Source organism: Enterobacter hormaechei subsp. xiangfangensis (genome assembly GCF_001729785.1).
Taxonomy (GTDB): domain Bacteria; phylum Pseudomonadota; class Gammaproteobacteria; order Enterobacterales; family Enterobacteriaceae; genus Enterobacter; species Enterobacter hormaechei_C.
In genome coordinates, this window is sequence record NZ_CP017183.1 from 544,661 (window position 1) to 568,520 (window position 23,860).

Sequence of the window (23,860 nt, forward strand, 5' to 3'; positions counted from 1 at the left end):
AACGCACCAAAGGAGAGTTGATAATGGCAACTGCAGAACAGTTTAAAGCGCTTTTAAAGAGCCACGCTGAAGGTGATGAAGCGCGCTTTTACTCTATTGCTCTCCAGGTAGCAGCTAAAGAAGCACGTCAGGGTCACAGTAAACTCGCCAATGACATTAAGCAAATCGTTGAAAAGTCACAAAAAAACGATGAAAAAACGAGTCACTTGACGACAGCAAAAACACTTCAATTTGTACATCAGCCAAAAAGCGAACTTCAGGGCTTGCTGGAACTGACGCCCAGCGATGTGCATGTTGAGGAGCTGGTGTTATCTTCTGATGTCAAAGAGCGACTGGAGAAAGTCGTTACTGAGCAACGACAGTCAGATAAGTTGAAACGCTTCGGATTAGTGCCACGGCGTAAACTCCTCTTTACCGGACCACCCGGAACAGGTAAAACAATGTCAGCTCTCATGCTGGCTACTGAACTTCGTTTGCCGCTTTATACCATAGTCCTGGATAGCCTTATTACACGTTATATGGGAGAAACTGCGGCAAAATTACGTCTTATCTTTGATCATATAAGACAGACCCGGGCGGTATATCTGTTCGATGAATTTGACGCGATTGGCACACAACGTGGTGCATCAAATGATGTGGGCGAAATCAGAAGGGTATTGAATTCCTTTCTGATATTTGTAGAGCAGGATTATTCAGAAAGCGTAATCGTTGCAGCAACAAACCACCCGGAACTACTTGACCAGGCTCTTTATCGCCGTTTCGACGATATTATCCAGTTCGAGAGGCCACAAGAAGCACAGATTGTCATGTTGATGAAAAATCGACTTTCCTTGTTCGATATTAACCATCTTGACTGGGAAGCAATCACAACGGAGGCTTTGGGCCTGAGTTCTGCCGAAATTACGCGTTCCTGTGATGATGCTGCAAAAGATGCCGTTATATATTTTGACGGAAAACTTGAAACGTCGGTGATCGTCAAAGCCCTCGCCAGAAGACATAAAGGGGGTGGCGCAAACCGGGAATAACATAGCAGAGGACATAATGGCAAATGACAGGATGCATTTGAATGTCAGGCAGTTTGTTACGAGTGAAAGATTTAGGTCAAGAAATACAGCAAGAAGTACTCAAGTCGCTCCCCGGGACAGACAGACTCATGGCGAAGGACTGAGGCTGCAATATCAGGGTATATTAGACCGGTATGATGGTATAGCTGCCAATCGGGAGATACCTGTAACAGATGACATTGGTATTTATATTGAGGTCATTGGTCAGGAACGCATCAAGCTTCCCCTGGAAAAGCTGGATAATACTGATTTCAAACTTTGCCTTCTTAAGACAGAGGGGAACCGTGAAGTCGCAACCCTGTTTATCCCCGAAGCCAGGCGTTGGGCCTTTCTACGAAAAGTAAATCAGTATTTGGACCCTGACAAAGACCGCTATAAAGAAAGTGAAGATACATATTACCCTGCAAATCATGCTTTGATTGCTAGTATTGCTGAAGTAAGGTTTGCACGGATTCGTTCTTTCTGGACCGATGAACCTGGCCTTTTCCCTGATGATCCTCAGAGACAGGTTTGGTGGGAGCTTTGGCTCAAGAAGGAGCGAAACAGCGATCCTCTTCTGATTGGCAGACAGTTAGCAGAAAGACTTGATGCTGAGCTGGGAAGCTCTTCTCTAAATTTCTTTAAATCTGTTGTTCTATTAATCAAATGTTCCCTTAACCAGCTTGAACGTGCCCCTGAACTAATAGCGAATCTCGAAGAGCTCAGGAGAGCAAAAGATACCCCGTTCCCTATTGTCTACTCTTCCCCTTTCGATCAAGCTCAGTGGGTCGATGATATTTCCCAACGTTTCGTGCCTAATACCGATGCTAATTGCGCGGTTACAATACTTGATACTGGGATCAATTATCATCATCGGCTTCTGCAGCATGTCACCGCTGGCAGCTACTCAGAATGCTGGCACCCTGAGTGGCCGCATTACTCTATTCAAGGCGGCATTGAAGTCCAGCATGGTTCTATGCAGGCAGGTCTGATTGCCTTTGGCAATCTGCTTGATGTCAGCCAGAGTCGCTCATCTGTACATACGCCATTCGTTATCGAATCAGGGAGAATCATCCCTCCTACAGGAGTAAATCCTCCTGAGCTCTACGGCGATATTACTGTGAGCACAGCTTACAAACATGAAACTGAACGGCCAGAGTATAACCGGGTTTTTAGCCTAGCGATTACTTCACCTGAAAGTTCTGTCAGCGGGATGCCATCTTCTTGGTCTGCAGAAATCGATCGTTTTACATGTGGTGTTGACGAAGATATCAGTAGGTTATTCGTTATCTCCGCAGGTAACAACCGTGATGTCAGACATGACTCAGATTACTGGGATCAGGTTGCCCTTTCGCCCATCGAAGATCCTGCGCAATCCTGGAATGCGCTTACCGTTGGTGCTTATACAGAGTTGTCTACAATTGATGACCCAGCTTTTGATGGCTGGACAGCATTTGCAATGCCTGGAGATGTTTCTCCATCAAGCCGATCTTCTGTGAACTGGTCATGGCGAAAACAGGCTCCTCATAAACCTGATGTCGTTGCCGAGGGTGGAAATCATGTTATTTCTCCCGACAGGACTGCGGTTGATAACTGCTCTGATGTATCTTTGCTTACAACATCGGGTAAAACGGCAGGTTCTGCTTTTGAAAGTCATGGGGACACAAGTTCTGCATGTGCGCTGATAACCAGAGATGCAGCTCTTCTGCGCACACAATACCCGGAGCTATGGCCTGAGACTATTCGAGGCTTGATTGTTCATTCAGCAGAATGGACACCCCGGATGATGATGCGTTTTGGACAGCTATGCAGTCAGCATTCTCCGAGTGTGGCAAAAGATTGCCTTCTGCGTACTGTAGGCCACGGTGTTCCTGATATTAATCGGGCAAGATATAGCGCTGATCACGCTCTGACATTGATAGCTGAAAGCGAGCTACAGCCGTTCATCAAAGAAAGCAATGCGGCTGCATCGGCTGATCCAAAAAACAACATGATGAATCTGCATCAATTGCCATGGCCTGTAACTGCTTTACAATTACTTTCACCGGAAACTCCGGTGAAAATGCGAGTTACGCTTTCATACTTCATCGAACCTAATCCAGGCCGTCGTGGGTATCGGTCAAGATACAGCTACCAATCTCATGGGCTGCGATTTACCACCATACGTCCAGGGCAGACCTTGGAAAACTTTCGATCTATGGTTAATGGATTAGCGATAACAGACGATTATACTGGTCCGGAGGGTGATAATGAGGGATGGTTCCTTGGCCCACAATTAAGAACAAGAGGTTCCGTGCACTCAGACCGGTGGAATGGTTCGGTAGCTGAACTTCTCGACATGCATACCATTGCTGTATTCCCGGTAAGTGGGTGGTGGAAGTATCGCTCAGGTGAAGATCGCTGGCAAAATACCGTAAAGTACTCATTGTTGATTAGCATTGAAGTACCAGACGAGTCTGTAAATATCTATACTGAAGTTGAGAATATAGTCGATATCTCTGTCTCTATTTAAAGTTATTCAAGACTGCGGATAAATCTGCAGTCTTGAAGAGATAGCGTTTTGAGTGGTTCTAGGTGACAATGTTGCAATCCATCAGAACAGCTTACCCACCAGCTTGATAAAGAAAAACACATCGCTAAAACTACTGATGCCCCTGACTAAACTGGCGAACGAGATGTGAGCTTTGAAGCAAGTTTTTACTCCAGATTTATTTCCGACGCGATTGCGATATAATCCCAAAAAATGACGTGCTTCCACCAGCGCATGTCTGAGCAAAAACACCTTTATTTTTTTGTTTTTCTCTTGTATCGCTAACCGGATGATTTCCGCGATCACGTCGATATAGCTCATTACACGAACATCGTAATAATCTGACCGGTGTGTGATAGAGGCTGTATTGCTGATGTAGATATAATCCTTAATGTCCGACACGCAGAAAAAACCGTTGCAAGCGGCGAGGTGTACCGTCCACAGAATGTCTTTATGGCTCTTGCCGGGCTGGAAGTGCAGTGAATGCTGTTTGATATAGGATGATCTTACCATTTGCAGCCACAGGTAATGCGGCCATTCACGGCGGGTAACGCAGTATCTGATCCACTCATGGCCTGATAGAGTTGTCGCATAGGGCTGCTTTCGGTGGACTGCTCTTCGTTGTTGATCAGCGTCAGAATGCCAGCCATTAAAGATCACGACGTCGGCTTGCGACGTAATAGCTACTTTCCATCGTTTTTCAATGATTCCGTCGGCAATATCATCATCTGCATCGAGGAAAATCACCCACTCTCCCCGATGAATGTCTAGTGCCGCATTGCGGGCCGCGTAGACACCCTGATTGGCCTGTTCGATGAGAATGAGTCGGTCATCGTGGATTTGACGAAGAACATTGCCTGTTTCATCAGTAGAACCATCATCGATAACGATAAGCTCAATAGCCACGCGGGTTTCACTGAGGATTTTATTGATCAGACAACCAATAGTCGTTGCGGCGTTGTAAGCAGGGATGATGACGCTGACATCGATTTTATTCTTCATATCGAGTTACGACTTCTCTTCGTTGCTATCTTTGAGTTGTCTGATTGGGATAATCCGCCTTTCCCTGATTTCTTGGGCGATATCAAATAAGCACTCGTCGCAGAATTCTTTATCGAGTGAGAGCCACCGCTCAAGGACGCTTCTTTTTTTGTTGCAACGTGCACATTTCTTCATCTTTCCGCGCCTTTGTGACCTCATGATTTGGGTTACCAGGAAAATGGACGCAGCAAGCCTCGGCTAGATAACTAACCGTAATAAAAGGTTTTTCTGCGTGCAATGTAAGACAAGGGTAACCAGGCAGGGGGCATGAAAGATAATCGTTTTGATAGATCAGTTTTCAGATATTGATCGTTGGTGCCGATCGATAAAAGGTGTAGTTATGCGACACTGTGCGATTACAGTATTGTAAAGCTGAGTTCTGCCAGTCGTGGATAATGCGCCATCGCCTGTTGTAGAAATGCCCGTATGTCAGGCTTTCTCTCAGCATAACCTACGGCGAGAACACCCCCCTTATTTCGCAAATTTAACTGGTATCGTCAGGGTATCCAGGTCTTTCATTTCCGTGCTGTAGATATGCTGCCCGCACGCCGGGCAGCAGCGGATACCATAATATTCACGCTGGCAGAGTATGCAGAAGTAATCTCTGTCTGAAGGTGCTGTTATTGACACATCATCACGTTCCATCAGTGCATTCACGGCCTGGTCAAAAGCGGATACCGGTTTATCCCGGGCAATGATCCGGTACGCACAATGCCTTAATCAGCGTTCGTCAGCGTCTTCCAGGTCATGTTCGAAATAACCGCCGTTGTCATGCGTCCAGTGCAGATGCAGGGGATTGTTGCAGGAACGGCAGAACCAGAGCCCCCTTGAACGTGGAGTCAGGTCCCGGATGTAAGTGACTTCGCCCTCGTGGTCAAGGGCGGTACGAATGGTTCTAAATTGCATGGTGTAAATCCTGTCATGGGATCCTGATAGCAAGTGGCAGATAACGCAGGCTCATTCTGCGTAACGTTCGGTACTGTGGTCACCGGTACGGCAGGTCAGACAATAGCGCTCACCGTGATAATCGCAGTCGCAGCCAGAACAGTGCCATTCGGCCTCGCGCACAAGCGGTAAGACATCCGGCACATAGCGACGCAGCATGCGTATCCGCCGCGCTTCTTTCGGCTCCGGGTTCACATACGGGCAGTGGTGACGTCCGTTCTCGGTCAGGTCTTCCCATGTGTGTTCAAACCACGGACGGTTATTACCCCATTCCGGGTGGAATATCAGAGCGCTGCCGCAAAGGTGGCAGGAGTAGCGGTTGTAAGGGTTAAGCTGTGCAGTGACCGCGCCCGTGAGGCGCTGATTACCATCAGTGGCGATAAAAGATTTTGCGTACATAGTATTGGTCCTTTGCCGGATGACGCTCAGGGCTAAGCCGTCCCGGGAAGGGCAGCAGCGGAGGCCATACGACTGGTGGAGTTAAATTAGGTGGGAGATGTGATTGCGTTCGATAGATTACTGACGCGACTGCGCGATGCGTTGCTGTAGCCAGGCTTCCACTTCGCTTTCAAGCCAGCGGGAGCTTCTGCCCAGCTTAATGGGTTTAGGGAATTCACCGTCCTGTATGAGCTTATAGAACCATTTGTCGGTTAAGCCGGTGAGCTGGGTGATAAACGCCATCGTTACCAGTTGGTCTTTAAGAACACTGTAATCTGTAGTCATCGTTTTTTCTCCGTTGGTGGTAAGGGAGAAGAAGTCAGGGATTCGAATGGTGCAGACTTCTTCAAACGATGTGCCCGTGGCGTATTTTTTTATCGGCGGGTTCAGCTGTACTTACGTCGCCTGCCACTCACTGCCGGTGCCGGGACAGTACTAACTCTGTAAATCCGGTGTACTGTTCGCTGCGACTGCTTACCCAGGTAGCTCAGGATGTACTGCATGCCCTCCCGTCCTCTGCTGTCGGAAAAGCTAACTACGCGCTCTCCCCGAATCCTGTAATGTCCTTTAGGCTCACAGCGGTGCGCATAGCCTTCTCCATCCGTGATGTCCCCCCACAGCGACTGAATGGCTTCCCAGAAGCACCAGACCTTCCTGTGACGCTGACCATTGAGATAAAAAGCAGCATGGATGTGGTAACGGTGGTCTTCTCCGTATTCCAGTACCCAGGCATATCCCACCAACCCTGATAATGCCGAACTCTGTACCGTCAGCCAGGTCATATCGGCGACCAGTTGATTCACGTCAGCGGCGTTAAATGAATCACTATTCTGGCGATAGGCAAAATCCACCCGCAGCATTAAGAGTTTTGAGTAGCATTCAAAGAGCTGGTTCTGATGACTGAATAAAACGTTTTGTAGAGAATTATCTGGTTGGTGATTTCTGTTGGTATGGTGAAGCATGATTTTATCCCGTGATGAATAGTGGTCATGGGATTACAGCGGCGTGTTATTTTTTACTGTATGGTTATGAGCGGGTAGTCGGGCAGGCTAATGCTGAACAAAGTAACTGGTACCGTTAGCCGAGAATTGTCAGCGCGAGGGGATATTTTTTCATATCATCCTCAGGCTAATATTCGGGATCTGTGTTTAGGATGAGTGCATCAGGCTCAGGCGGGAGATGAGATAAATCACGCTGAGTGTATACGGATAGCGGATAAAATTTAAAGATAGATGTGTCGTTGGAGGTGTCTAATGGGTGGGGGATCGTAAGCTTCTTTATAAAATAACACTAATAACCTAAATGAATTTACTCCGAAGGTTTTAGACTGCCTATTATCATATTTCTTTGTTGTAATATTTTTATGAAAATATACGATATTTTTCGACTTTTCATTTTAATCCAGATACATCTGGCTAAAATCGCCTCGCATTCCCGTAGGCTGCCGTACAGACGCTCTGGCAGGAACATCTTCCCGCTATGTAGTGGATGTCACCACTGTGTGAGCTCATCTTAACCTCAGCAGAGAGTTACCCTCATCATTCATACTCCCTGGTGGCTGGTTTTCACACTGGTCACATTTTATGTGTACAGTGCTGGCCTCAGAAAAACGTTTATACAGTGACAGCGTTCTGTTTCGCACATGTCTGCGTTGATATCCTGTCGATCCATTCAGTCATGTCATCAGAGCATTGCTCAGGCCGGATATTGTCGCCAGAATAAGGCATCATTCAACTGAATTTATTATGTTTTTAACTATTTTTATCATGTAAAACTCAAAGAGTAATCACAGAAACTCACCGAAGATACTGCAAAAATACTTGGAAAATTCACTGGATAAAATGATGCTGGGACCCTTTATGGATACGTTTTCTCTTCCCCGACTACAGGCCCGCTCGCGGCGTGAGGCCCTTTTTCACCTCCACGGATACCGTCAGCGTGTTGCTGTATCCGGTGCCACGCTGACTGAGCTTAATGACAAAATCCATGCCTTCCTCTACGAGTCAGCCCTGCACGATGACGACAGTCCGGTCATGAAAGGGCAGACTGGCCCCTTATCTGCTGGTGAGATACAGACCGTTATCCTGCAACAAAAAGATGCCTGGGCCCGTAATGCCATTGATGACGACTATTTCAACTGGATAGCGGAAGACCCTTTAGCGGGGATGTTTGTCTGGTTTCATTTTCTTGAGGAGGGTGAGAATAATCATGATGATGATACGGACATTAACCGGTGGACTTCCGTGTATGAGCTGAATATACCTTTTCCGGACACACCTGAAGATCGTCTTCTGGCCCTGCAGAATCTTTTTGACACCTCCGACGTTTCTCTGAAACAAAAAATACGCTTATGTAATAAGTTGCGTCGGGAATGGATGAGGGAAAAAACACAGTTACGCCAGCTGTTTCGGTTTCTGTTCAGGGAACAGGATATCAATGACGCCGGTATTCGTGCTGTGACAGAATATGCAGGTGATATGTTACGTACATCGTTTGATTATAACGTTTATTCCGCTACCGCCTGCCAGCTGGCAATCCCCTGTATGTATTATTTTTCTGATAAAGAAAACCGGGAACTGGTACTCCATAAAATGCGCCGTATTTATGCGATAAAAAAATATCAGTGTAAAAATCAGCATAAAAAAACGGTCACGTTACTCCTCGAACCGGAGATCAGGACCCGACTGGAGGAAATTGCCATGATCAGAGGAGTCAGTGTACACAAACTAATCAGTCACTGGGTGTTACTGCATTACGGGCAGCTGAAAAAATAACGACAGGATGTACAAAATACCCGTTTAATCGTTTTTGAATTATATATCACCTTACTGAATTCCCTCCCGTTTAACTCCAGCAGGCCATCCTCACCGGATGGCTTTTTTTCATTCAGAGGCCGATATGAAACATCCTTCAGGCTATGCCCTTATCCGCCGCCATCTTCGGCGTTATCCGCACGCGCTGCGCGAGCATCTAATCCAGGAACTTAACCGTCTGGTCACTTATGAACCGGTGATTGGCATCATGGGTAAAACTGGTGTCGGTAAATCCTCGCTGTGTAACGCGCTGTTCCGCAGTGAAGTCTGTGCAGTCAATGCAGTGGAGGCCTGTACCCGCCAGCCACAGCGCGTACGGCTACGTTTCGGTAATCACTTCCTGACGCTGGTTGATTTACCCGGTGTGGGCGAGAGTATTACCCGTGATGGTGAATACCGTGAACTGTATCGTGACCTCATGCCACAACTCGATATGGTGCTGTGGGTACTCAAGGCCGATGACCGCGCCTATGCGGTGGAAGAGCAGTTTTATCAGGACGTATTCGCGCAGTACAGCGGACCGCAGCCGCCGGTGTTATGGGTGCTCAACCAGGTGGACAAAACCGACCCCGCCGAGCAGTGGAACTGGCCGTCTGCCCAGCCCTCGGCGTTACAGGCTGAGCGTATTGCGCAGAAACAGCAGGCGGTGGCCCGGCAGTTAGGTATCGCTGAGCAGGATATTCTGCCGGTTTCGGTCCGGGGGCGCTATCGTCTGTCGCGTCTGGTGGAGGCCATGATTACCCTGCTCCCAAAGCAGGCCCGCAGTCCACTTGTGCCGCACCTGCAGAACGGGTATCGCACTACCAGTATCATCAGCACCGCCAGCAGCAGCTTTGGCGATGCCGTGGTGGACGTTATCGATAAGGTTATTGACCTGGCCCCGCTACCACAGGTGGCTCGCATTGCACTGCAGGCTGCAACACACGCTGTCGCCCGCGCGGCACGCTCCCTGTGGGGATTTTTCTTCGGCTAGTCACTTCGCTTTCAATGAGCGGCCTTGCCGTTTTCGATAAGTTTCTTTGTTTCATCACGATCGATTTTCTCGATCGAGCCGATCGATATTCATCGTTGTACATGATTAATCCGGTAGCCACATAATCCACAGGGCATTATGTGATTTGTTAATTTTAACCATCAAAATCAATGCGATGTATCGCAGGGATTGTCACGCATTAAGGAAAGTATATGCCGTTAATTCTGTTATGGGGCGCTCTGGCCCTGTTGCTGGGTATCGTGGCTTCCGCTAACGGACGCTCGTTCTGGGGCTGGTTCATTCTCGGTCTGATAATCGACCCGATACTGGCGGGGCTGCTGTACTGGCTTATTGCAAAGGACCGCACATGAAAACATTTCTGCGTCTGTTCGGTAAGTTCACCCGCTGGTACATCACCCTCATTATCTTTATGGCCTGCCTGCTGTTCATTATCACCACCCTGGGCAATATGGCTGGCTTCTGAAAGGACACTCCAATGAAAAATAAACTGATTATTTCATTTTTACTGGCTTCAGTGCTGACGCCTTCTGTCTCGCATGCGTTTGGCAACCGTGATAGCTGGGTAAGTGGCTATGCGCAGGGAACTTCTGAGTAAACCATCCTCGGTAAAGGGCAATCACAACTTTACCTGGCCTGCGACAGTTCCGGCTCACAGCCAGCGACCATTATCTTCACTGACGTGAATGGCCATCGGGTCAGGATGGACAGTGGTCAGACGCTTACCATGAGAATTGATAACGCTGAAGAAGTGAATATCAGCGAAAGCGAGTCTCATGTGGGATCTGACAATGTGATGTGGGCATGGAACAAATTACGCACCGGCAAACGTGTTGTGGTTGCAGGTAGCGGGGTAAAACCTGCCACTTTCACTTTAGCGGGGGCTGCTGCAGTTCTTCCTGCGTTCGGTGACAACGGCTGCGTGCCCAGATTTGCACTGTAGTTGTGCCTCACTCTTACAGGTTAAAGGAAATTTAATGAAGGAAATCATCACAGTCGCAGCACTCTGTCTGCTGTCATTTTCTTCGCTGGCCGCTTCTTCACCGGTCAGCGTCAGTGTTAGTCCCGGAAGCTACAGCCACTACTCATCGATTCGGATTACATCAAAAGTCGATTCGATTGTGATTAAACAACTCATTGTCAACCGGGGAAACTGCCAAGATGCAGAATTCGCCAGCCCGTGGAAACCGGTACGTCTGGGATTTGGCGGTGCTGTATCCCATGAATTTACCGGCAAGGGGCTGATGGTTCCCTGCAATGTACTGGAAGTGGTGGTCCAGACAAGCGAAGGCGCATGGCAGTTTGATTTTGACAGCTGACACCTCGAGCTTTTCCACCTTTCTTTTCTATCTGAACGCCCTGCTCAAACGAGCAGGGCGTTTTCTTTTGCCTCTTTTAAAGGAATTACTCATGAGATTAGCCAGCCGATTTGGCCGTATAAACCAGATACGCCGTGACCGTCCTCTGACCCATGAAGAGCTGATGAGTCATGTTCCCAGTGTATTCGGGAGTGACAAACATGAATCGCGTTCAGACCGTTACACCTACATTCCGACCATCACCATCCTCGAAAGCCTGCAGCGCGAGGGTTTTCAGCCGTTCTTTGCCTGCCAGACAAAAGTTCGGGACCAGAGCAAACGGGAGCACACCAAACACATGCTTCGCCTGCGTCGCGCCGGGCAGCTAAACGGTCATCAGGTACCGGAAATCATTTTACTCAACAGCCATGACGGCTCATCAAGCTACCATATGCTGCCGGGGCTGTTTCGTGGCGTCTGTACTAACGGTCTGGTCTGCGGTCAGTCATTCGGAGAGGTGCGGGTACCACATAAAGGTAATGTCGTTGAGAAGGTAATTGAAGGGGCTTACGAAGTTCTCGGGGTATTTGACCGGGTGGATGAAAAGCGTGATGCCATGGCGTCACTTTTACTTCCGCCACCAGCACAGCACGCTCTGGCGAATGCCGCGCTGAAATATCGCTTTGGTGAGGACCACCAGCCGGTCACGGTATCGCAGTTGCTGACCTCACGTCGCCGGGAGGATTGCAGCGATGACCTGTGGACCGTCTACCAGCGCGTGCAGGAGAATCTGATGAAAGGGGGATTGTCAGGACGAACCGCACAGGGGAAAAGCAGTCGCACCCGTGCCGTTACCGGTATTGATGGCGACGTGAAGCTCAATCGTGCCCTGTGGGTAATGGCAGAGAATATGCTTGAGTTTTTTGGGCGTTAAACAACGGTAGCAGCATAAGGAGATAGTTTAATGGATACACAAAACCTTCAGTTCGATGAGCAGACAGCAATTACTGCCTCAGTGGTACCTGATGAGTTACGCATCGGCTTCTGGCCACAGCACTTTGGCTCCATCCCGCAATGGATAACCCTTGAGCCTAGGATTTTTGCCTGGATGGACCGCCTGTGTACCGATTATCACGGTGGTATCTGGCGCTTTTCGACGCTCAGCAACGGCGGCGCTTTTATGGCCCCTGAGTCAGAGCAGGATGAGAAGTGGACATTGTTCAACAGTATGAATGGCAACGGCGCGGAACTTACTGGTGAAGCTGCAGGGATAGTCACCTGCCTGATGGCATACAGCCACCACGCTTGCCGTACCGAATGTGACGCGATGACTGAGCACTATTATCGCTTACGTGACTTCGCGCTGAACCATCCAGAGTGCACAGCCATTATACATCTCATTGACTGAGGAAAGCCGAGCATGAGTACCGCAATACCCCCACTGTTATCGCAGCCTGAACTCTTTCCTGTGTCGGTCATGGCTCAGCATGGCTGTTTACTCCCTACGACTTCCGGACTGACACCCTACGCCCAACGGACTATTCGCCGCGCTATCAACCTACTGGATAAATATCTGCGCCAGCCCGGCATAGCCTTTACTTCAAGCACTGGTGCCCGTGACTGGCTTCGGCTACAGCTGGCAGGACAAGAACGGGAAGTGTTTATTGTGCTGTATCTCGATAACCAACACTGTTTACTGGAAAGCGAAATACTGTTTGCCGGTTCAGTTAATCATGTGCAGGTCCATCCCCGTGAGGTAGTGAAGTCAGCGCTTCGCTTCAATGCCGGAGCTGTCGTGCTCGCACATAACCATCCATCCGGCGATCCGGAGCCTAGCAAAGCAGATCGCCAGATGACTGACAAGCTGAAGGAGGTGCTGGGACTGGTTGATGTAAAAACGCTCGATCACCTGGTTGTCGGTCAGGATGACATTGTGTCGTTTGCAGAACGAGGCTGGATATGAAAATCATCAGTAAGCGCCAGGCCATGGCTCTGTACCGGCAACATCCGAGCTCCCGACTGTTTCGCTTCTGTACCGGCAAATATAAATGGTCTGGCAGTATCTGCCATTATGCTGGCCGGGAAGTTCAGGACATACGCGGCGTTTTGGCCGTGTTTGCTGAGCACCGTCAGGATCGCAATGGTCCCTATGTCATTCTTCGCAGCGTCACTCTCAATTAATCCTTCCCTTTAATCAGGAACAATAATGAACAATCACTCAGAATCCGGTAGCAAGCCGGAGAATCCCGTCTGCCCGCAGTGGGGACTTAAACGCTCTATTACACCTTGTTTTGGTGCCCGTCTGGTACAGGAGGGGAACCGGCTGCATTTTCTCGCTGACCGGGCCGGGTTTAACGGTGCTTTCAGTAACAACGATGCATTGCGCCTTAACCAGGCATTTCCGTTGATGCTCAAACAACTGGAGTTGATGCTTTTTAGCGGCAAGCCCAATCCCCGCTATCAGCAGTGCGTCACGCTTTATCACAACGGACTCACCTGCGAAGCCGATACGCTTGGTAGTTGTAGCTACATATACATTGCTGTTTATCCCACTCAACTTTAATTTCTTTCAAGAGAGCCATAATGAAGTTTCTACCTGCAACAATTCTGCGTGCAGCGAAGTCATGCCCGACACCTGTCGCAATCTGGCAAATGTTACTTACTCATTTGCTATCGGCATAGTCTTTATCAAAATGAATTTAAACGGTGACTTAGAGTCCGCTTTGTGCCAGATATAGTCATTCGAACCCTGAGGGTTACACTTTTAAGTGATTCAGGGTATGCGCTTACTGGTTACGAATATTGTGCCAGAATCATGTGATTTGATGATTGCCGCTTTGCTTTCGAGCCAGTAAGTGCTCCACGTTCGCTAACGAATACTCAGGGCATGCAGATAAACTGCTGACTATGTTTCTTCGAAGAGCGTGGAATGCATACCAATCCCCGGTTAAAAGGAGTTGGTGATGACTGCTATAGATCAGTTTGCTGCTCATGTTGGTCTGGACTGGGCGGATAAAAAGCACGATGTCTGCGTTCAGTTTAAAAACGGTGAGCGCGCATTCCATGTGATTAACCATACGCCGGAAGCGCTTGATACCTAGCTCAATGACTTGCATCAAAAGGTCAAAGGCAGGATCGCTATCGCCCTTGAACTGAAGAAAAGCCCGTTAGTGTACGCTCTCCAGAAGTCCCCCTTTATTACTGTCTTTCCTGTACACGCGTTATCATTGGCCCGCTATCGGCAGACCTTCTGGCCAAGTGGTGCGAAGGACGATCCGCAGGATGCCGGGTTGGCATTAGATCTGATGCTTCGCTATCCCCAAAAGATAAAACCCATCGACCCCGACAATGCTGATATCCGTTTACTTCTTCAACTAGTCGAGCAGCGTAGACTGCTGGTAGAAGACAAACGCCTCTTTGTTAATCGGCTCATTAACACGCTTAAGCAGTATTATCCTCAACCCCTGGAATGGTTCTCGCATCGGGACAGTTTATTGTTCTGTGAGCTCATAATCCGCTGGCCAAGCCTGCAACAGCTCAAACGTGCCAGGAGTGATACCGTCCGTCATTTTATGAAGGCAATAGGTGGTCCCGCTGTAGCGTATACAGAACAGCGAGTTACAAGCATTGCGAACGCTATTCCCCTAACCACTGATAAAAGTGTCATCAAGGCGAATGCGCTAATGGCAACAGCTCTTGAATCGCAAATCAAACTTGTAGGTGAATCTATCAGAACCTACGACGAACGAATCGAATCGCTATTCGATACGCTTACGGATGCAGATCTGTTCAAATCACTGCCGGGCATGAGGCCGTGTATGGGCCCACGTATGCTTGCCGCACTGGGTGATAACCGCGACCGCTTCAACAGCACTGAGGAAATTCAAAACTACGCAGGTATTGCACCGGTGACTGAACGAAGTGGCCAGAAATCCTGGGTTCACTGGCGATGGCAGTGTGCCAAGTTCGTCAGGCAAACCTTTGTCGAATGGGCTGCCAAGACGGTTAACTCATCATACTGGGCCAAGTTGTATTATCAGGGCTGCGAGAAAAAGGAAAACCTCATCAATCAGCGATCCGGGCTCTGGCATTCAAATGGATAAGGATTATTTACCGCTGCTGGAAGACCAGAACCCGTTATGACGAAGCAAAATATTTGCTGGCACTGGAAGCGCGAAATTCGCCCTTATTGATGTCATAAAAAGCTTGTCGAATGTCTCAGGACGTGAAGCGGACATGTTTAACAACGGAATGCATTCAGTATAGTTAGTGGATTTTCACGGGGAGATTAGGTTTTGAGAAATCTTGATCTAATTGTAAAGCTTGTTAATATAAAAACAAGAAATTAAACTAACAGTCAAATAAACAAGCTCAAACACCCTCCTGCTTAATTGAAAAGGATCATTAGCTATGATTGACCCACTTATTAGAAACTTACAGAGTGACATTGCACTACTTCAGCTTTATATCGCGCAACGCAAACAGGCTGGATTTCATGACATGGAAAGAATGATTGAGTCATTGACCATCTTCATGTTTCGTGCGCTGAAAATGGGAGAGCTGGAAAATATGAATCAGATTAAAGTCAACTTTCCCGCCATTGATTTAGCTGACAATCAAAAAATGGTAGCGGTTCAAGTTACTACGAATGCAAGTCCGGCAAAAATTAAAAAAACCATCGCAGCCTTTGAAAAGACAAATGAATTAGGAGTGAGTCTAAAAGACAAATACTCTCTTTTATATATTTTTGGTTTTTGTAAAACCTCAAAATATTCAGCTCCAAATTATTGTAAAATAATCGATCCCGGCTATTTCGTAAATGAACTTTGCGATAAAGCAGATGAAAATATGATCCATGATATGCTTGATGCCATTCGTCGTCATCAGGATTATGCGTCATTACACCCATGGAGTGATAAAGATTCACTCGAAATAATACTCAATGTTATTAATCGCAATGCAATTAAACACCGCATGAGTTGCGAAGGCAGCATATCTGATATGCTTATCGGTTTAAAGGAAATTAATGAATTAATTACAAAAGGAACAATCCAACGTAAGCAACGTTCAAAATCGATATCTGACTTCAATGATCAAAGTATGGTTAAATTCCTGAGAGGTGTAATGGATGATCTGTCTGTCATTCAAGCTATAGTGAATAAATCAAAAGTTAACCAAGGTGATATGGTTTGTATCAGCTATGAAGATATGATTGCCATTGATAAATTAAAAGCTAAAATAGCAAACGATTCATCAGAGATTGCAAGTCTAAATAACATTGACATAGCACTAAATATTGTTGATTTATAAGTGGCGACTTAGTAATTACAGATATTGATTAGCAGGCTTCATTGAATAATATTTATTTGGAGCCTTTTTATTGTTTATCGACATTATCTCTTCGCTCATAGCAGCCCTGTTGGAGAAGGCATCTATGTACAAGGAGCTGTTAACATAAGCGAGTCTCACTATTTAGAATAGGAAAAGCTCAGGAAAAATTCGTACTAAACTCCGCCAAAGCTTTGACCAAAATCTGTAAATATGCAAAACTGAGGGGCGGGTCATATTGACTCGCCCCAGCGAACTAATAAGTAAAAAGCACCTTCTAAGATTTTTTTGAAATAGACTAAATATGCTTATTTTTTACCAACAACCACATATGAACTGCCTGCTTTACTCCATGACTTTATTATTGCCAATTTGTTATCTAAGCAAATTTCACTTACAGTATTCTCATCCAGCAAACCATAATAGGAAGCATTGCGAGAGTTTTGGTATATATACCCATGCAAATGCTTAATTCCACTCTCATACTTCTTGAAATAAGAGCTTTTGTATTGATTGACAATCATTGCTTCACCATCACTCTTTAATAATTCTCTAATCGCACTAATGATTTTGTAAATTGTGGATTTACATGGAATAGCGGAAAGCACGTTTGCGCAAAGTATGAAATCATAAAGATTCGTTATTTTATCTATACTTTCAAAAGAAACAACATTAGCATTTCTATAGTTATTAGCCACATAATCTGGAATTGTGGTTTGTACACCTCTGATAATTTGCACTCTTTCTAGCTGTTTTCTGGAATCTAAAAATGTCACAGTTTCAAATTTATTTACTAATTGTCCTGAATATCTAAGCTTTCCACATCCAAAATCAAGTGCGCTACCTTTTTTAATAGAGTTTTTAATATGATCGCAGAGATAGCTAGATGGCATGGTATGCGGTTTGGCTGCATTTTCTGAACGTATGATTATTCCATTTATCTTGTAATTCAAAACTAACTCCATTTAACAAATGTTGTTATTATTAAAGAATTCCTTTATTTTATCATCAGGTATTTGTCTTACTTGACTTTCAGTTCTTGGTTTAACAGAGGCTATAAAAATCAGAAAATTGAAGACAACAAGAGAAATAATCCACAACCAAAGGTTATTTAAAGAACCAGTAACGGAGAATAGATTAGTTAATTTAGCTAAACTTATTACTAAAACAGTAATAAATGCAATTACTGTATGTTCAAAGAAAACCCAAAAGTAATAAACCTTGTTCCAGAAAAGCTCAACGTAATGTTTATCTTTTAACTCTTTAACTTCTGGGTAATACAGTTTACTCATTACCTTGTAAGATTCATCACTGGTTAGCTTTCTCGTAACGCCTGCGATTTTCGCTAGTGGTTTAATAATTAAGAAGTTATCCCATGCCTTTCTTACCCCAATGATTTTTGCCACGTTATTATGTAGATCTAAAGCTCCGCTAATAACTGACCAGAAAATTGAAAATGCAATTGGTAATATACCAAATGTTAATATCCACTTAATAAACTCTTCGTAGTCTTTAATTGGGGGGATGTACTTGGCATTAATGCCAACTAATGGCATGTAGCCATAAACAACTAATGATAGATAAAATATAAATGTAGTAATAAAAGTTGCCTTATGGAGCATAGGCAACATTTCATTATAATTCTTTGGTGGTTCTAACATTTCACTCTCCAAGCATTCAAAAAGCGCTAATTTTCTATAATCACACAACGCAACTAACGCATTTAAAGCTTAATCGTCCTTGGTTTCTTAATTTAACACTGCAATTTTATCTAAATCTTTTTGATTGATCTAGTCCTCAAAGAAACCTACTGTGCAAATATCTATTCTGACTGCATCCACTTTTATGTATGTCACTTCCACACTGGCACCTGTAATGCTTTAAGCAACCAAAATCCATCATCAGTACCGAAGCTTCGATGTCCGTTCATCGCTCATAGCAGACAACAAGCGCCTAGATTCTGTCCATCTTGTGCCAGAAGCAGTCAATGCTAGTATTGTGATATATCGAACAACGAGTGAAGGCTAGGGTATATGACGGTAACTAGGGAAAGCATGAAACAATGGATCATCGAGTGTCTTCAGAAACGGGGCGGTAGTGCTTGGCCACGTGAAGTCTCAAAGTATGTATGGGACAGCTACGAGGCTGAGCTTAGGGATTCCGGCGATATATTGTATACGTGGCAATATGACATTCGTTGGGCCGCTCAACAATTGAGAAACGGGGGCACTCTGAAACCTGTTAATAGACGCAGAGATTTGCCATGGGAACTAGCATAGTAACAGTGAGTGTTCGTTTTACACCGACAGCTGACTTTGCCCTGAGGGAGGTGTTGCCTCTGAAGAAAACGTTCCTGCCTGCCTGAATCTTGCTTCGACAGCCATATTGGTGGTCTACTGATATGGCTTTATACCCACTTTCAATGTCTACTTTTTGTACGGATTTAATTTGTGGGTACAAGTGCGGGTATAATTACTTATTCCTAATTATAAACTACATTGATATCAGTCTATTGGGTGTGAAATTCGAGTCCGGCCTTCGCACTCATCATCTAAACACCTCCCTACGATGCCACTCTACATATCCCTCCTTTGGATAGTTCCCTTTCACCATCGGCAACGCAATCTGCTTCCCGGCAAAATCCCAGAACAGCCGCCCAACAATCCCGCCCCCATTCACCGCCTCGGAAACCAGCACCCGCATACTCTCATCCAGCCCAATCGATCCCTTATCAAACGCCTTATGATGAATCGCACACAGTGCCAGTCCGTTCTGGATCTCACACGGTCCGCCAAACTGCTTCCACTTGATATGCGCGGCTTCAAGTCCAACAGAGGCGTTATCATGCCGCATGTTAAACCCGCAGATTGCGCACTCATAGTTATAGGCACGCAGCACCTGCTGGCGGAACAGCGGATCGCGAACCTTACGGATCTGCTGAATATCAAAACCCATCTCATCCGCGATCTCTTCCTGAATGCTTTCGGGAAAATGCGCTTCAAGGATCTGCTGCGCCAGCGAGCCTATCAGGTTTTTGTTCTTATTCAGCAGCGCAAAGTGTTCTTCATCAAACCCGCCTGCGACGTTATGTTCCACAAGTTCTTTAACGGGCGGCTGCTTACTGCCAGTGGTCAAACAAAACTCAGTATTCTTCAGATCCCAAAAGCCGTCCCCTTTGAGCCTCCAGAAGGGCATATTTGGGTAATGCGCCTTCCTCTGTGGGCCAAAGCGTTCTAGCAGGCTAAGCAACTGTTCGTGGACCTCAGTACCGTAATCAAACAGTCGTGCATGCCCCTGCTGATAGCTCGCCAGCACGTACAGAAGCAATAAAGGCTTATGCGGCGCACGCTGTTCGCCTTTGCGCCAGATGGTGATGTCGGCAATTGCCTGTTCGAGAGTTTTGCTGGAAGCCATCGCGTTACGGAAGAGGGTAAATAATTGCGATGATGCTCGCAAAACTCAGACCAATCAACCTGTAACCAACAAAAACATGACCTTACCCCACAGAACCTTATTTCCTGAATCCCCCTCGCAAATTCTAAATTTACCCCACACCAAACCGCTGTATTTATATTCAGCCCTGTATAATGGGCACCAGAGATTACGCCGAACGGCAAAAGTAGTATCGAGGAATATTTAACGAAGAATTCGCGATATGAAGGTGCTGCAACACCCCCATACCGCTAACCACAACCAACTAGACAGGAGTTGAAAATGGCTGCGACGAATTTTAAGCCAGAGTTTACTATTTGCAAAACAGAATCAGACGCTTTCACCGGCGTGATTGAAAACCGCGAGCTGGTACGCAAAAACAGCGCCCGCCGTCTTCACGGCAACCAACCCAACGCGGCACCCATTCATCTCCGCGCGGAAACGCCGCAGGACAGTGCCGCCTGCTGCGAACTCTATGCACGCATCGATATGAAATACCTTCTTTTGGGCGGCGACTGGTTAAAACGTGCGGGCTTTATCGACGGCATGCCGGTGAAAATCCGCGCCATGAAAGACTGCATTGTGATTACGCCACAACATACAAGAGAATTATGGGGATGCCTGAAAGGTATGAGTGTGGTGAATATAAATAAGCAAAAAGTCGCGCAGTGGTTGAAGACGTTTCCGGGAGCGCTGAATGATACTGGAGATATCCCGGTAGTTAAGCGCAATATAGGACAGGCAAAATAATATCGAATTGGAACACCCTTGATCCTAAATCGAGGGTGTTTAAATTAGTGGAAGGCGTAGTCTATTTTTTCAATAATATAATTGAACTGAATGTTATAGCTGTGTTTTGATCATTGTGATTATATTAGAAGGTTTTACAGAAGTATGCTGGAGATCTCAATTTAGTTATTGTCCAGCATTTATGATTCTTACTGGAGCAACTCAATGGAATGAACTATGGACACAACAGAAGAACTAAATGAAACGTATTTTTATGCTGGCAGAACCAATCTTACCGCGGCAGGACTTTTTTTTATGATCTACTGTGAATCAATTGCCGATCATTTTGGTATTGACGATGTGGCAGGAATTGCTGCGTTATACAGTGGTGCTAATAATCAAACGACTAGAAAGAAACCCGCGGGAGCTACGGAAGGAACGTCCCGAGCCTCGAAAGCCATGAGGAACTATTTCAAACAGGCGAAATTTCCTTATGGCATTAAGCTGCCTACCTGGGTTGGTGGGTACACTCCGTGGACAGTAAAGTGTCGAATGGTATCGAAAGTGAGTGCGTTTGTTGGCAGGACAATACCGTTAATAGGCATAGTGATATTAGTCGCTGATGTATCACTAATCACCTATGCTGCAATACGTGATTATAATCGAATTGCGCGGGGCAGCGACAAACTATGGTAGAGAATATTGAGCAGCGCATCTACGCCTTAGTCAGACGCTATAACGGCGTTTATCTAATGAATAACGAAGAGAAGCAAAAATTACTGAATGCAAAAACTGATTTGGATACTGACATGCAGCTTGATGTCACTGAAGCAGAAGATTTGATGGACGAGTTTTTTAAAGAATTTAATGTTGATAGAGGGAATTTTAACATAAACACCTACTATCCTGATGAGCCTTTTTCATGGAATCCATTCAAAAAATTCCCAGTGGTGATGGTTCCAGATTTCACTATTGGAATGCTTATCGAATCCGCAAAAGCGGGTAAATGGTTATACGACTAAAATGCAAGGAGCAATAGAATGGCCGTACCTGTACATCTTTTTTTAACTAATGACGGCGGCACAATGATTTGTGGTTCTTGTGACGTTGCACAAAGGGAAGGAAGTATTGAGCTAAGAGGATTACAACATAACCTTAGCCTACCAACAGACTCGGCAACGGGCAAGGTCACCGGCACTCGCCAACATTCGCCGTTTCAGTTTACCAAGGAACTGGATAGCTCTTCGCCCTATCTGTTCAAAGCGGCAGCAACGGGTCAGACCCTTAAAACGGCAGAATTCAGGTTTTACCATATTAACTATTCCGGGCAAGAGGAGGAGTATTACCGAATCACGCTCGAGAACGTTAAGGTCATTTCTGTGAGTCCAGTAATGTACGACACCCGAGGCTGTCCGGGGACGGGGCATATGGAGGAAGTGGCGTTTAATTATGAGAAGATTACCCATTTGTACAAGGACGGTAACTTGTTAGCGCACGACGCGTGGAACGAACGTCCAACATCAGGTTCCGCTGCTTGATTCTATCTTGAACTTGCCCGCCAGCGTTTCGTTTGTGCGGGCAGAGAATATCATTCTTTATTCCTTTTCGTAAATGATGGCCGAAACATCATAAAAATAACCCACGCAAACATGCCAATAATCTTCATAGGCCAGGGTTCAAACACATCCAGACACACAATTGCGCCAATCACTAATAGCGGACCTTCTATCAGTTCAGCTATCCTCCCTAAAATATGTAACTTATGAGGCAGTGCCCGATTAAGTAATGTCGCAATAAGTTGTGCACTTCCTAATATGATTGTTATTGCGATTGTACGGTCCTCCCAGTTATCAAAACTAACCAAAGAAATGAGGCATGTAGCCAGTACATAACCACAGAATAATATATTCAGCATGTAAATAATAAACTTGCCCATAGCATTTGCCGAGACGGTTAAAAAATAAAAAGTCTATGAATATAGCGCTCTTAACAGAATGACAAACAACAATGGCTAATAATGTATTTAAGAATTTTTGCGCCTTGCTTATTTCCGCAATAATCAAGTTAGCGGCTTCATGCTAATCCCCCGCACTCCACCGCTAAACCTGCTTTAACTAAACACCGGCACCCCCAGCCCAACCTTCACCTCCCTCAGCGTCTCCAGCGTCACCCCTTGCGCCCGTTCGGTCCCGCGCTTCAGCATCGCCATCAGCTCCCCCTTATCCCGCATATACATCGCCCTCCGCTCCCGCATCGGCGCAATCAGCTCCTGCAAACAACCCTCCAGTTCGTTCTTACACGCCCGGTCTCCCAGCCCACCCGCCTGATAGTGCGCCTTCATTGCCGCCACTTTGGCCTTGTCCGGATGAAACGCATCGAGATACGTAAACACCACGTTCCCCTCAATCTCCCCCGGGTCGCTCACCTTCAGGTGGTTCGGGTCGGTGTACATGGCGCTTACCGCGCGATGAATGGTCTCTTCGCTGGCCGAAAGGTGCAGCGTGTTGCCCAGCGATTTCGACATCTTGGCGCTGCCGTCGATGCCGGGCAGGCGGCTGGTGTCGCTCAGCATCGCCTTGCAGTGGCGCAGTACCGGGGCGGGCAGCAGGTTGTTCATCTTGTGCACAATCTCGTTGGTCTGCTCAATCATAGGCAGCTGGTCGTCGCCGACCGGCACGCACTCGGCCTTGAACGCGGTGATGTCCGCCGCCTGGCTGATGGGGTAGGCCATAAACCCGACCGGCAGCGAGCGGGCAAAGCCCTTCTGCGCAATCTCGTTTTTCACCGTCGGGTTACGCTCCACGCGGGCGACGGTGACGATGTTCATGTACAGCATCGTCAGCTCGGCGAGGGCGGGCAGGGCGGACTGCAGGCAGATGGTAGTCAGGTTCGGGTCGATGCCGGCGGCGAGGTAGTCGGCCAGCACTTCGGGGATGTTGTCGCGAATTTTTTGCGGGTTGCTGCCGTTGTCGGTCAGGCCCTGCAGGTCGGCAATCAGCACAAACTGGTTGTGCGTGTGCTGGAGCGCCACGCGCTGGCGCAGCGATCCGACGAAATGGCCAAGGTGCAGCGGGCCGGTTGGACGATCGCCGGTGAGGATGGTGGGTGCGTTCATAAAGACTCCTTAATGTGCAATTGCCGAAAGGGGTCTTAGATGTGTGAAAGCCGCCTTTCGGCGGCTATCTGAAAATGGGGAAAACTACTCCGTGCCGCCTTTAAGAAGGCAGCCACCAGCGGTTTACGGTGAGCACGGCGTGGTTTATGTTCATCTC

26 protein-coding genes and 3 pseudogenes are annotated in these 23,860 nt (G+C 46.8%); 19 read left to right on the forward strand and 10 right to left on the reverse strand.

The features are described 5' to 3' along the window. The first annotated feature begins 23 nt into the window (after positions 1-23). Together BFV63_RS02610 and BFV63_RS02615 are read left to right on the forward strand one after the other, a co-directional pair. Positions 24-1,025, forward strand: coding sequence for an AAA family ATPase (locus BFV63_RS02610; protein WP_069597435.1), 1,002 nt, complete (start codon positions 24-26; stop codon positions 1,023-1,025). A gap of 16 nt (positions 1,026-1,041) precedes the next feature. After that, positions 1,042-3,555, forward strand: coding sequence for a S8 family peptidase (locus tag BFV63_RS02615; RefSeq protein ID WP_069597596.1), 2,514 nt, complete (start codon positions 1,042-1,044; stop codon positions 3,553-3,555). Positions 3,556-3,636: 81 nt separating this feature from the next. Here the strand turns inward: BFV63_RS02615 and BFV63_RS02620 are convergent, their stop codons facing one another. The 6 genes from BFV63_RS02620 to BFV63_RS02640 all read right to left on the reverse strand — a co-directional run bounded on the left by BFV63_RS02620 (position 3,637) and on the right by BFV63_RS02640 (position 6,959). After that, positions 3,637-4,575 carry a glycosyltransferase gene (locus BFV63_RS02620; protein WP_069597436.1) on the reverse strand — a complete coding sequence of 313 codons (939 nt, stop codon included), beginning with the start codon at positions 4,573-4,575 and terminating at the stop codon, positions 3,637-3,639. 510 nt (positions 4,576-5,085) lie between these two features. Further along, positions 5,086-5,259, reverse strand: a complete 174-nt coding sequence (locus BFV63_RS23315) for a putative zinc ribbon protein (protein ID WP_234794288.1) — start codon at positions 5,257-5,259, stop codon at positions 5,086-5,088. Positions 5,260-5,334: 75 nt separating this feature from the next. Further along, a complete protein-coding gene (locus BFV63_RS23320) occupies positions 5,335-5,520 on the reverse strand; it encodes a DUF7828 domain-containing protein (RefSeq protein ID WP_234794290.1) in 186 nt (61 codons plus the stop codon). Between the two features lie 51 nt (positions 5,521-5,571). Beyond that, positions 5,572-5,958 (reverse strand): putative zinc ribbon protein, encoded by a 387-nt coding sequence (locus BFV63_RS02630; protein WP_069597437.1) that lies wholly within the window; start codon positions 5,956-5,958, stop codon positions 5,572-5,574. 117 nt (positions 5,959-6,075) lie between these two features. Continuing rightward, positions 6,076-6,282, reverse strand: a complete 207-nt coding sequence (locus BFV63_RS02635; RefSeq protein WP_057055960.1) for a helix-turn-helix transcriptional regulator — start codon at positions 6,280-6,282, stop codon at positions 6,076-6,078. Between the two features lie 101 nt (positions 6,283-6,383). After that, positions 6,384-6,959, reverse strand: a complete 576-nt coding sequence (locus BFV63_RS02640) for a rolling circle replication-associated protein (RefSeq protein WP_069597438.1) — start codon at positions 6,957-6,959, stop codon at positions 6,384-6,386. Between the two features lie 897 nt (positions 6,960-7,856). Between BFV63_RS02640 and BFV63_RS02645 the strand changes: the two genes are divergently transcribed. The 13 genes and pseudogenes from BFV63_RS02645 to BFV63_RS02700 all read left to right on the forward strand — a co-directional run bounded on the left by BFV63_RS02645 (position 7,857) and on the right by BFV63_RS02700 (position 16,409). After that, positions 7,857-8,771: a hypothetical protein gene (locus BFV63_RS02645; protein ID WP_157888057.1), complete on the forward strand. Its 915-nt coding sequence runs from the start codon at positions 7,857-7,859 to the stop codon at positions 8,769-8,771. Positions 8,772-8,895: 124 nt separating this feature from the next. Continuing rightward, positions 8,896-9,783, forward strand: coding sequence for a GTPase family protein (locus BFV63_RS02650; protein WP_069597597.1), 888 nt, complete (start codon positions 8,896-8,898; stop codon positions 9,781-9,783). Positions 9,784-9,995: 212 nt separating this feature from the next. Next, positions 9,996-10,154 (forward strand): hypothetical protein, encoded by a 159-nt coding sequence (locus BFV63_RS23205; RefSeq protein ID WP_086550786.1) that lies wholly within the window; start codon positions 9,996-9,998, stop codon positions 10,152-10,154. A 125-nt stretch (positions 10,155-10,279) separates the two neighbouring features. Further along, positions 10,280-10,744, forward strand: a pseudogene (locus BFV63_RS02655) (hypothetical protein). 34 nt (positions 10,745-10,778) lie between these two features. Next, positions 10,779-11,120 carry a hypothetical protein gene (locus BFV63_RS02660; protein WP_069597440.1) on the forward strand — a complete coding sequence of 114 codons (342 nt, stop codon included), beginning with the start codon at positions 10,779-10,781 and terminating at the stop codon, positions 11,118-11,120. A 91-nt stretch (positions 11,121-11,211) separates the two neighbouring features. Next, the gene (locus BFV63_RS02665; RefSeq protein WP_069597441.1) at positions 11,212-12,033 is read left to right on the forward strand and encodes a DUF932 domain-containing protein; all 822 of its coding nucleotides are present in this window, start codon (positions 11,212-11,214) and stop codon (positions 12,031-12,033) included. Positions 12,034-12,063: 30 nt separating this feature from the next. Further along, positions 12,064-12,507, forward strand: a complete 444-nt coding sequence (locus tag BFV63_RS02670; protein WP_069597442.1) for an antirestriction protein — start codon at positions 12,064-12,066, stop codon at positions 12,505-12,507. Between the two features lie 12 nt (positions 12,508-12,519). Further along, complete coding sequence (radC, locus tag BFV63_RS02675) at positions 12,520-13,062, forward strand: RadC family protein (protein WP_081329660.1); 543 nt, start codon at positions 12,520-12,522, stop codon at positions 13,060-13,062. Further along, entirely contained in the window at positions 13,059-13,280 is a 222-nt protein-coding gene (locus BFV63_RS02680; protein WP_069597443.1) for a DUF987 domain-containing protein, read from the forward strand. The genes radC and BFV63_RS02680 overlap by 4 nt, the downstream gene beginning before the upstream one ends. A gap of 25 nt (positions 13,281-13,305) precedes the next feature. Further along, positions 13,306-13,662 (forward strand): type IV toxin-antitoxin system YeeU family antitoxin, encoded by a 357-nt coding sequence (locus tag BFV63_RS02685; RefSeq protein ID WP_069597444.1) that lies wholly within the window; start codon positions 13,306-13,308, stop codon positions 13,660-13,662. A 20-nt stretch (positions 13,663-13,682) separates the two neighbouring features. Then, a pseudogene (locus tag BFV63_RS22320) lies at positions 13,683-13,772 on the forward strand (TA system toxin CbtA family protein); the annotation flags it as partial. A gap of 290 nt (positions 13,773-14,062) precedes the next feature. Continuing rightward, positions 14,063-15,300 (forward strand): annotated as a pseudogene (locus BFV63_RS02695) (IS110 family RNA-guided transposase). A 209-nt stretch (positions 15,301-15,509) separates the two neighbouring features. Further along, positions 15,510-16,409, forward strand: coding sequence for an SMEK domain-containing protein (locus BFV63_RS02700; RefSeq protein ID WP_069597447.1), 900 nt, complete (start codon positions 15,510-15,512; stop codon positions 16,407-16,409). A gap of 326 nt (positions 16,410-16,735) precedes the next feature. Here BFV63_RS02700 and BFV63_RS02705 read toward each other — a convergent pair whose 3' ends face one another. The 3 genes from BFV63_RS02705 to BFV63_RS02720 form a co-directional block, all read right to left on the reverse strand. After that, positions 16,736-17,392, reverse strand: coding sequence for a class I SAM-dependent methyltransferase (locus BFV63_RS02705; RefSeq protein WP_069597448.1), 657 nt, complete (start codon positions 17,390-17,392; stop codon positions 16,736-16,738). Continuing rightward, positions 17,393-18,088 (reverse strand): hypothetical protein, encoded by a 696-nt coding sequence (locus tag BFV63_RS02710; protein WP_069597449.1) that lies wholly within the window; start codon positions 18,086-18,088, stop codon positions 17,393-17,395. It abuts the gene before it with no gap. Between the two features lie 886 nt (positions 18,089-18,974). Continuing rightward, complete coding sequence (locus BFV63_RS02720) at positions 18,975-19,841, reverse strand: phosphorothioated DNA-binding restriction endonuclease (RefSeq protein WP_045339567.1); 867 nt, start codon at positions 19,839-19,841, stop codon at positions 18,975-18,977. Positions 19,842-20,141: 300 nt separating this feature from the next. Between BFV63_RS02720 and BFV63_RS22325 the strand changes: the two genes are divergently transcribed. The 4 genes from BFV63_RS22325 (at position 20,142) to BFV63_RS02740 (ending at position 22,126) form a co-directional block, all read left to right on the forward strand. After that, complete coding sequence (locus BFV63_RS22325; protein ID WP_072203119.1) at positions 20,142-20,609, forward strand: SymE family type I addiction module toxin; 468 nt, start codon at positions 20,142-20,144, stop codon at positions 20,607-20,609. Between the two features lie 216 nt (positions 20,610-20,825). Next, the gene (locus BFV63_RS02730; RefSeq protein WP_045345955.1) at positions 20,826-21,284 is read left to right on the forward strand and encodes an STM2901 family protein; all 459 of its coding nucleotides are present in this window, start codon (positions 20,826-20,828) and stop codon (positions 21,282-21,284) included. Continuing rightward, complete coding sequence (locus BFV63_RS02735) at positions 21,278-21,610, forward strand: DUF1493 family protein (RefSeq protein ID WP_045345957.1); 333 nt, start codon at positions 21,278-21,280, stop codon at positions 21,608-21,610. Before BFV63_RS02730 ends, BFV63_RS02735 begins: the two co-directional genes overlap by 7 nt. A gap of 18 nt (positions 21,611-21,628) precedes the next feature. Continuing rightward, a complete protein-coding gene (locus BFV63_RS02740; RefSeq protein ID WP_023315311.1) occupies positions 21,629-22,126 on the forward strand; it encodes an Hcp family type VI secretion system effector in 498 nt (165 codons plus the stop codon). A 572-nt stretch (positions 22,127-22,698) separates the two neighbouring features. Here the strand turns inward: BFV63_RS02740 and trpS are convergent. After that, positions 22,699-23,703 (reverse strand): tryptophan--tRNA ligase, encoded by a 1,005-nt coding sequence (gene trpS / locus BFV63_RS02750; RefSeq protein WP_048241460.1) that lies wholly within the window; start codon positions 23,701-23,703, stop codon positions 22,699-22,701. Positions 23,704-23,860: the final 157 nt, after the last annotated feature.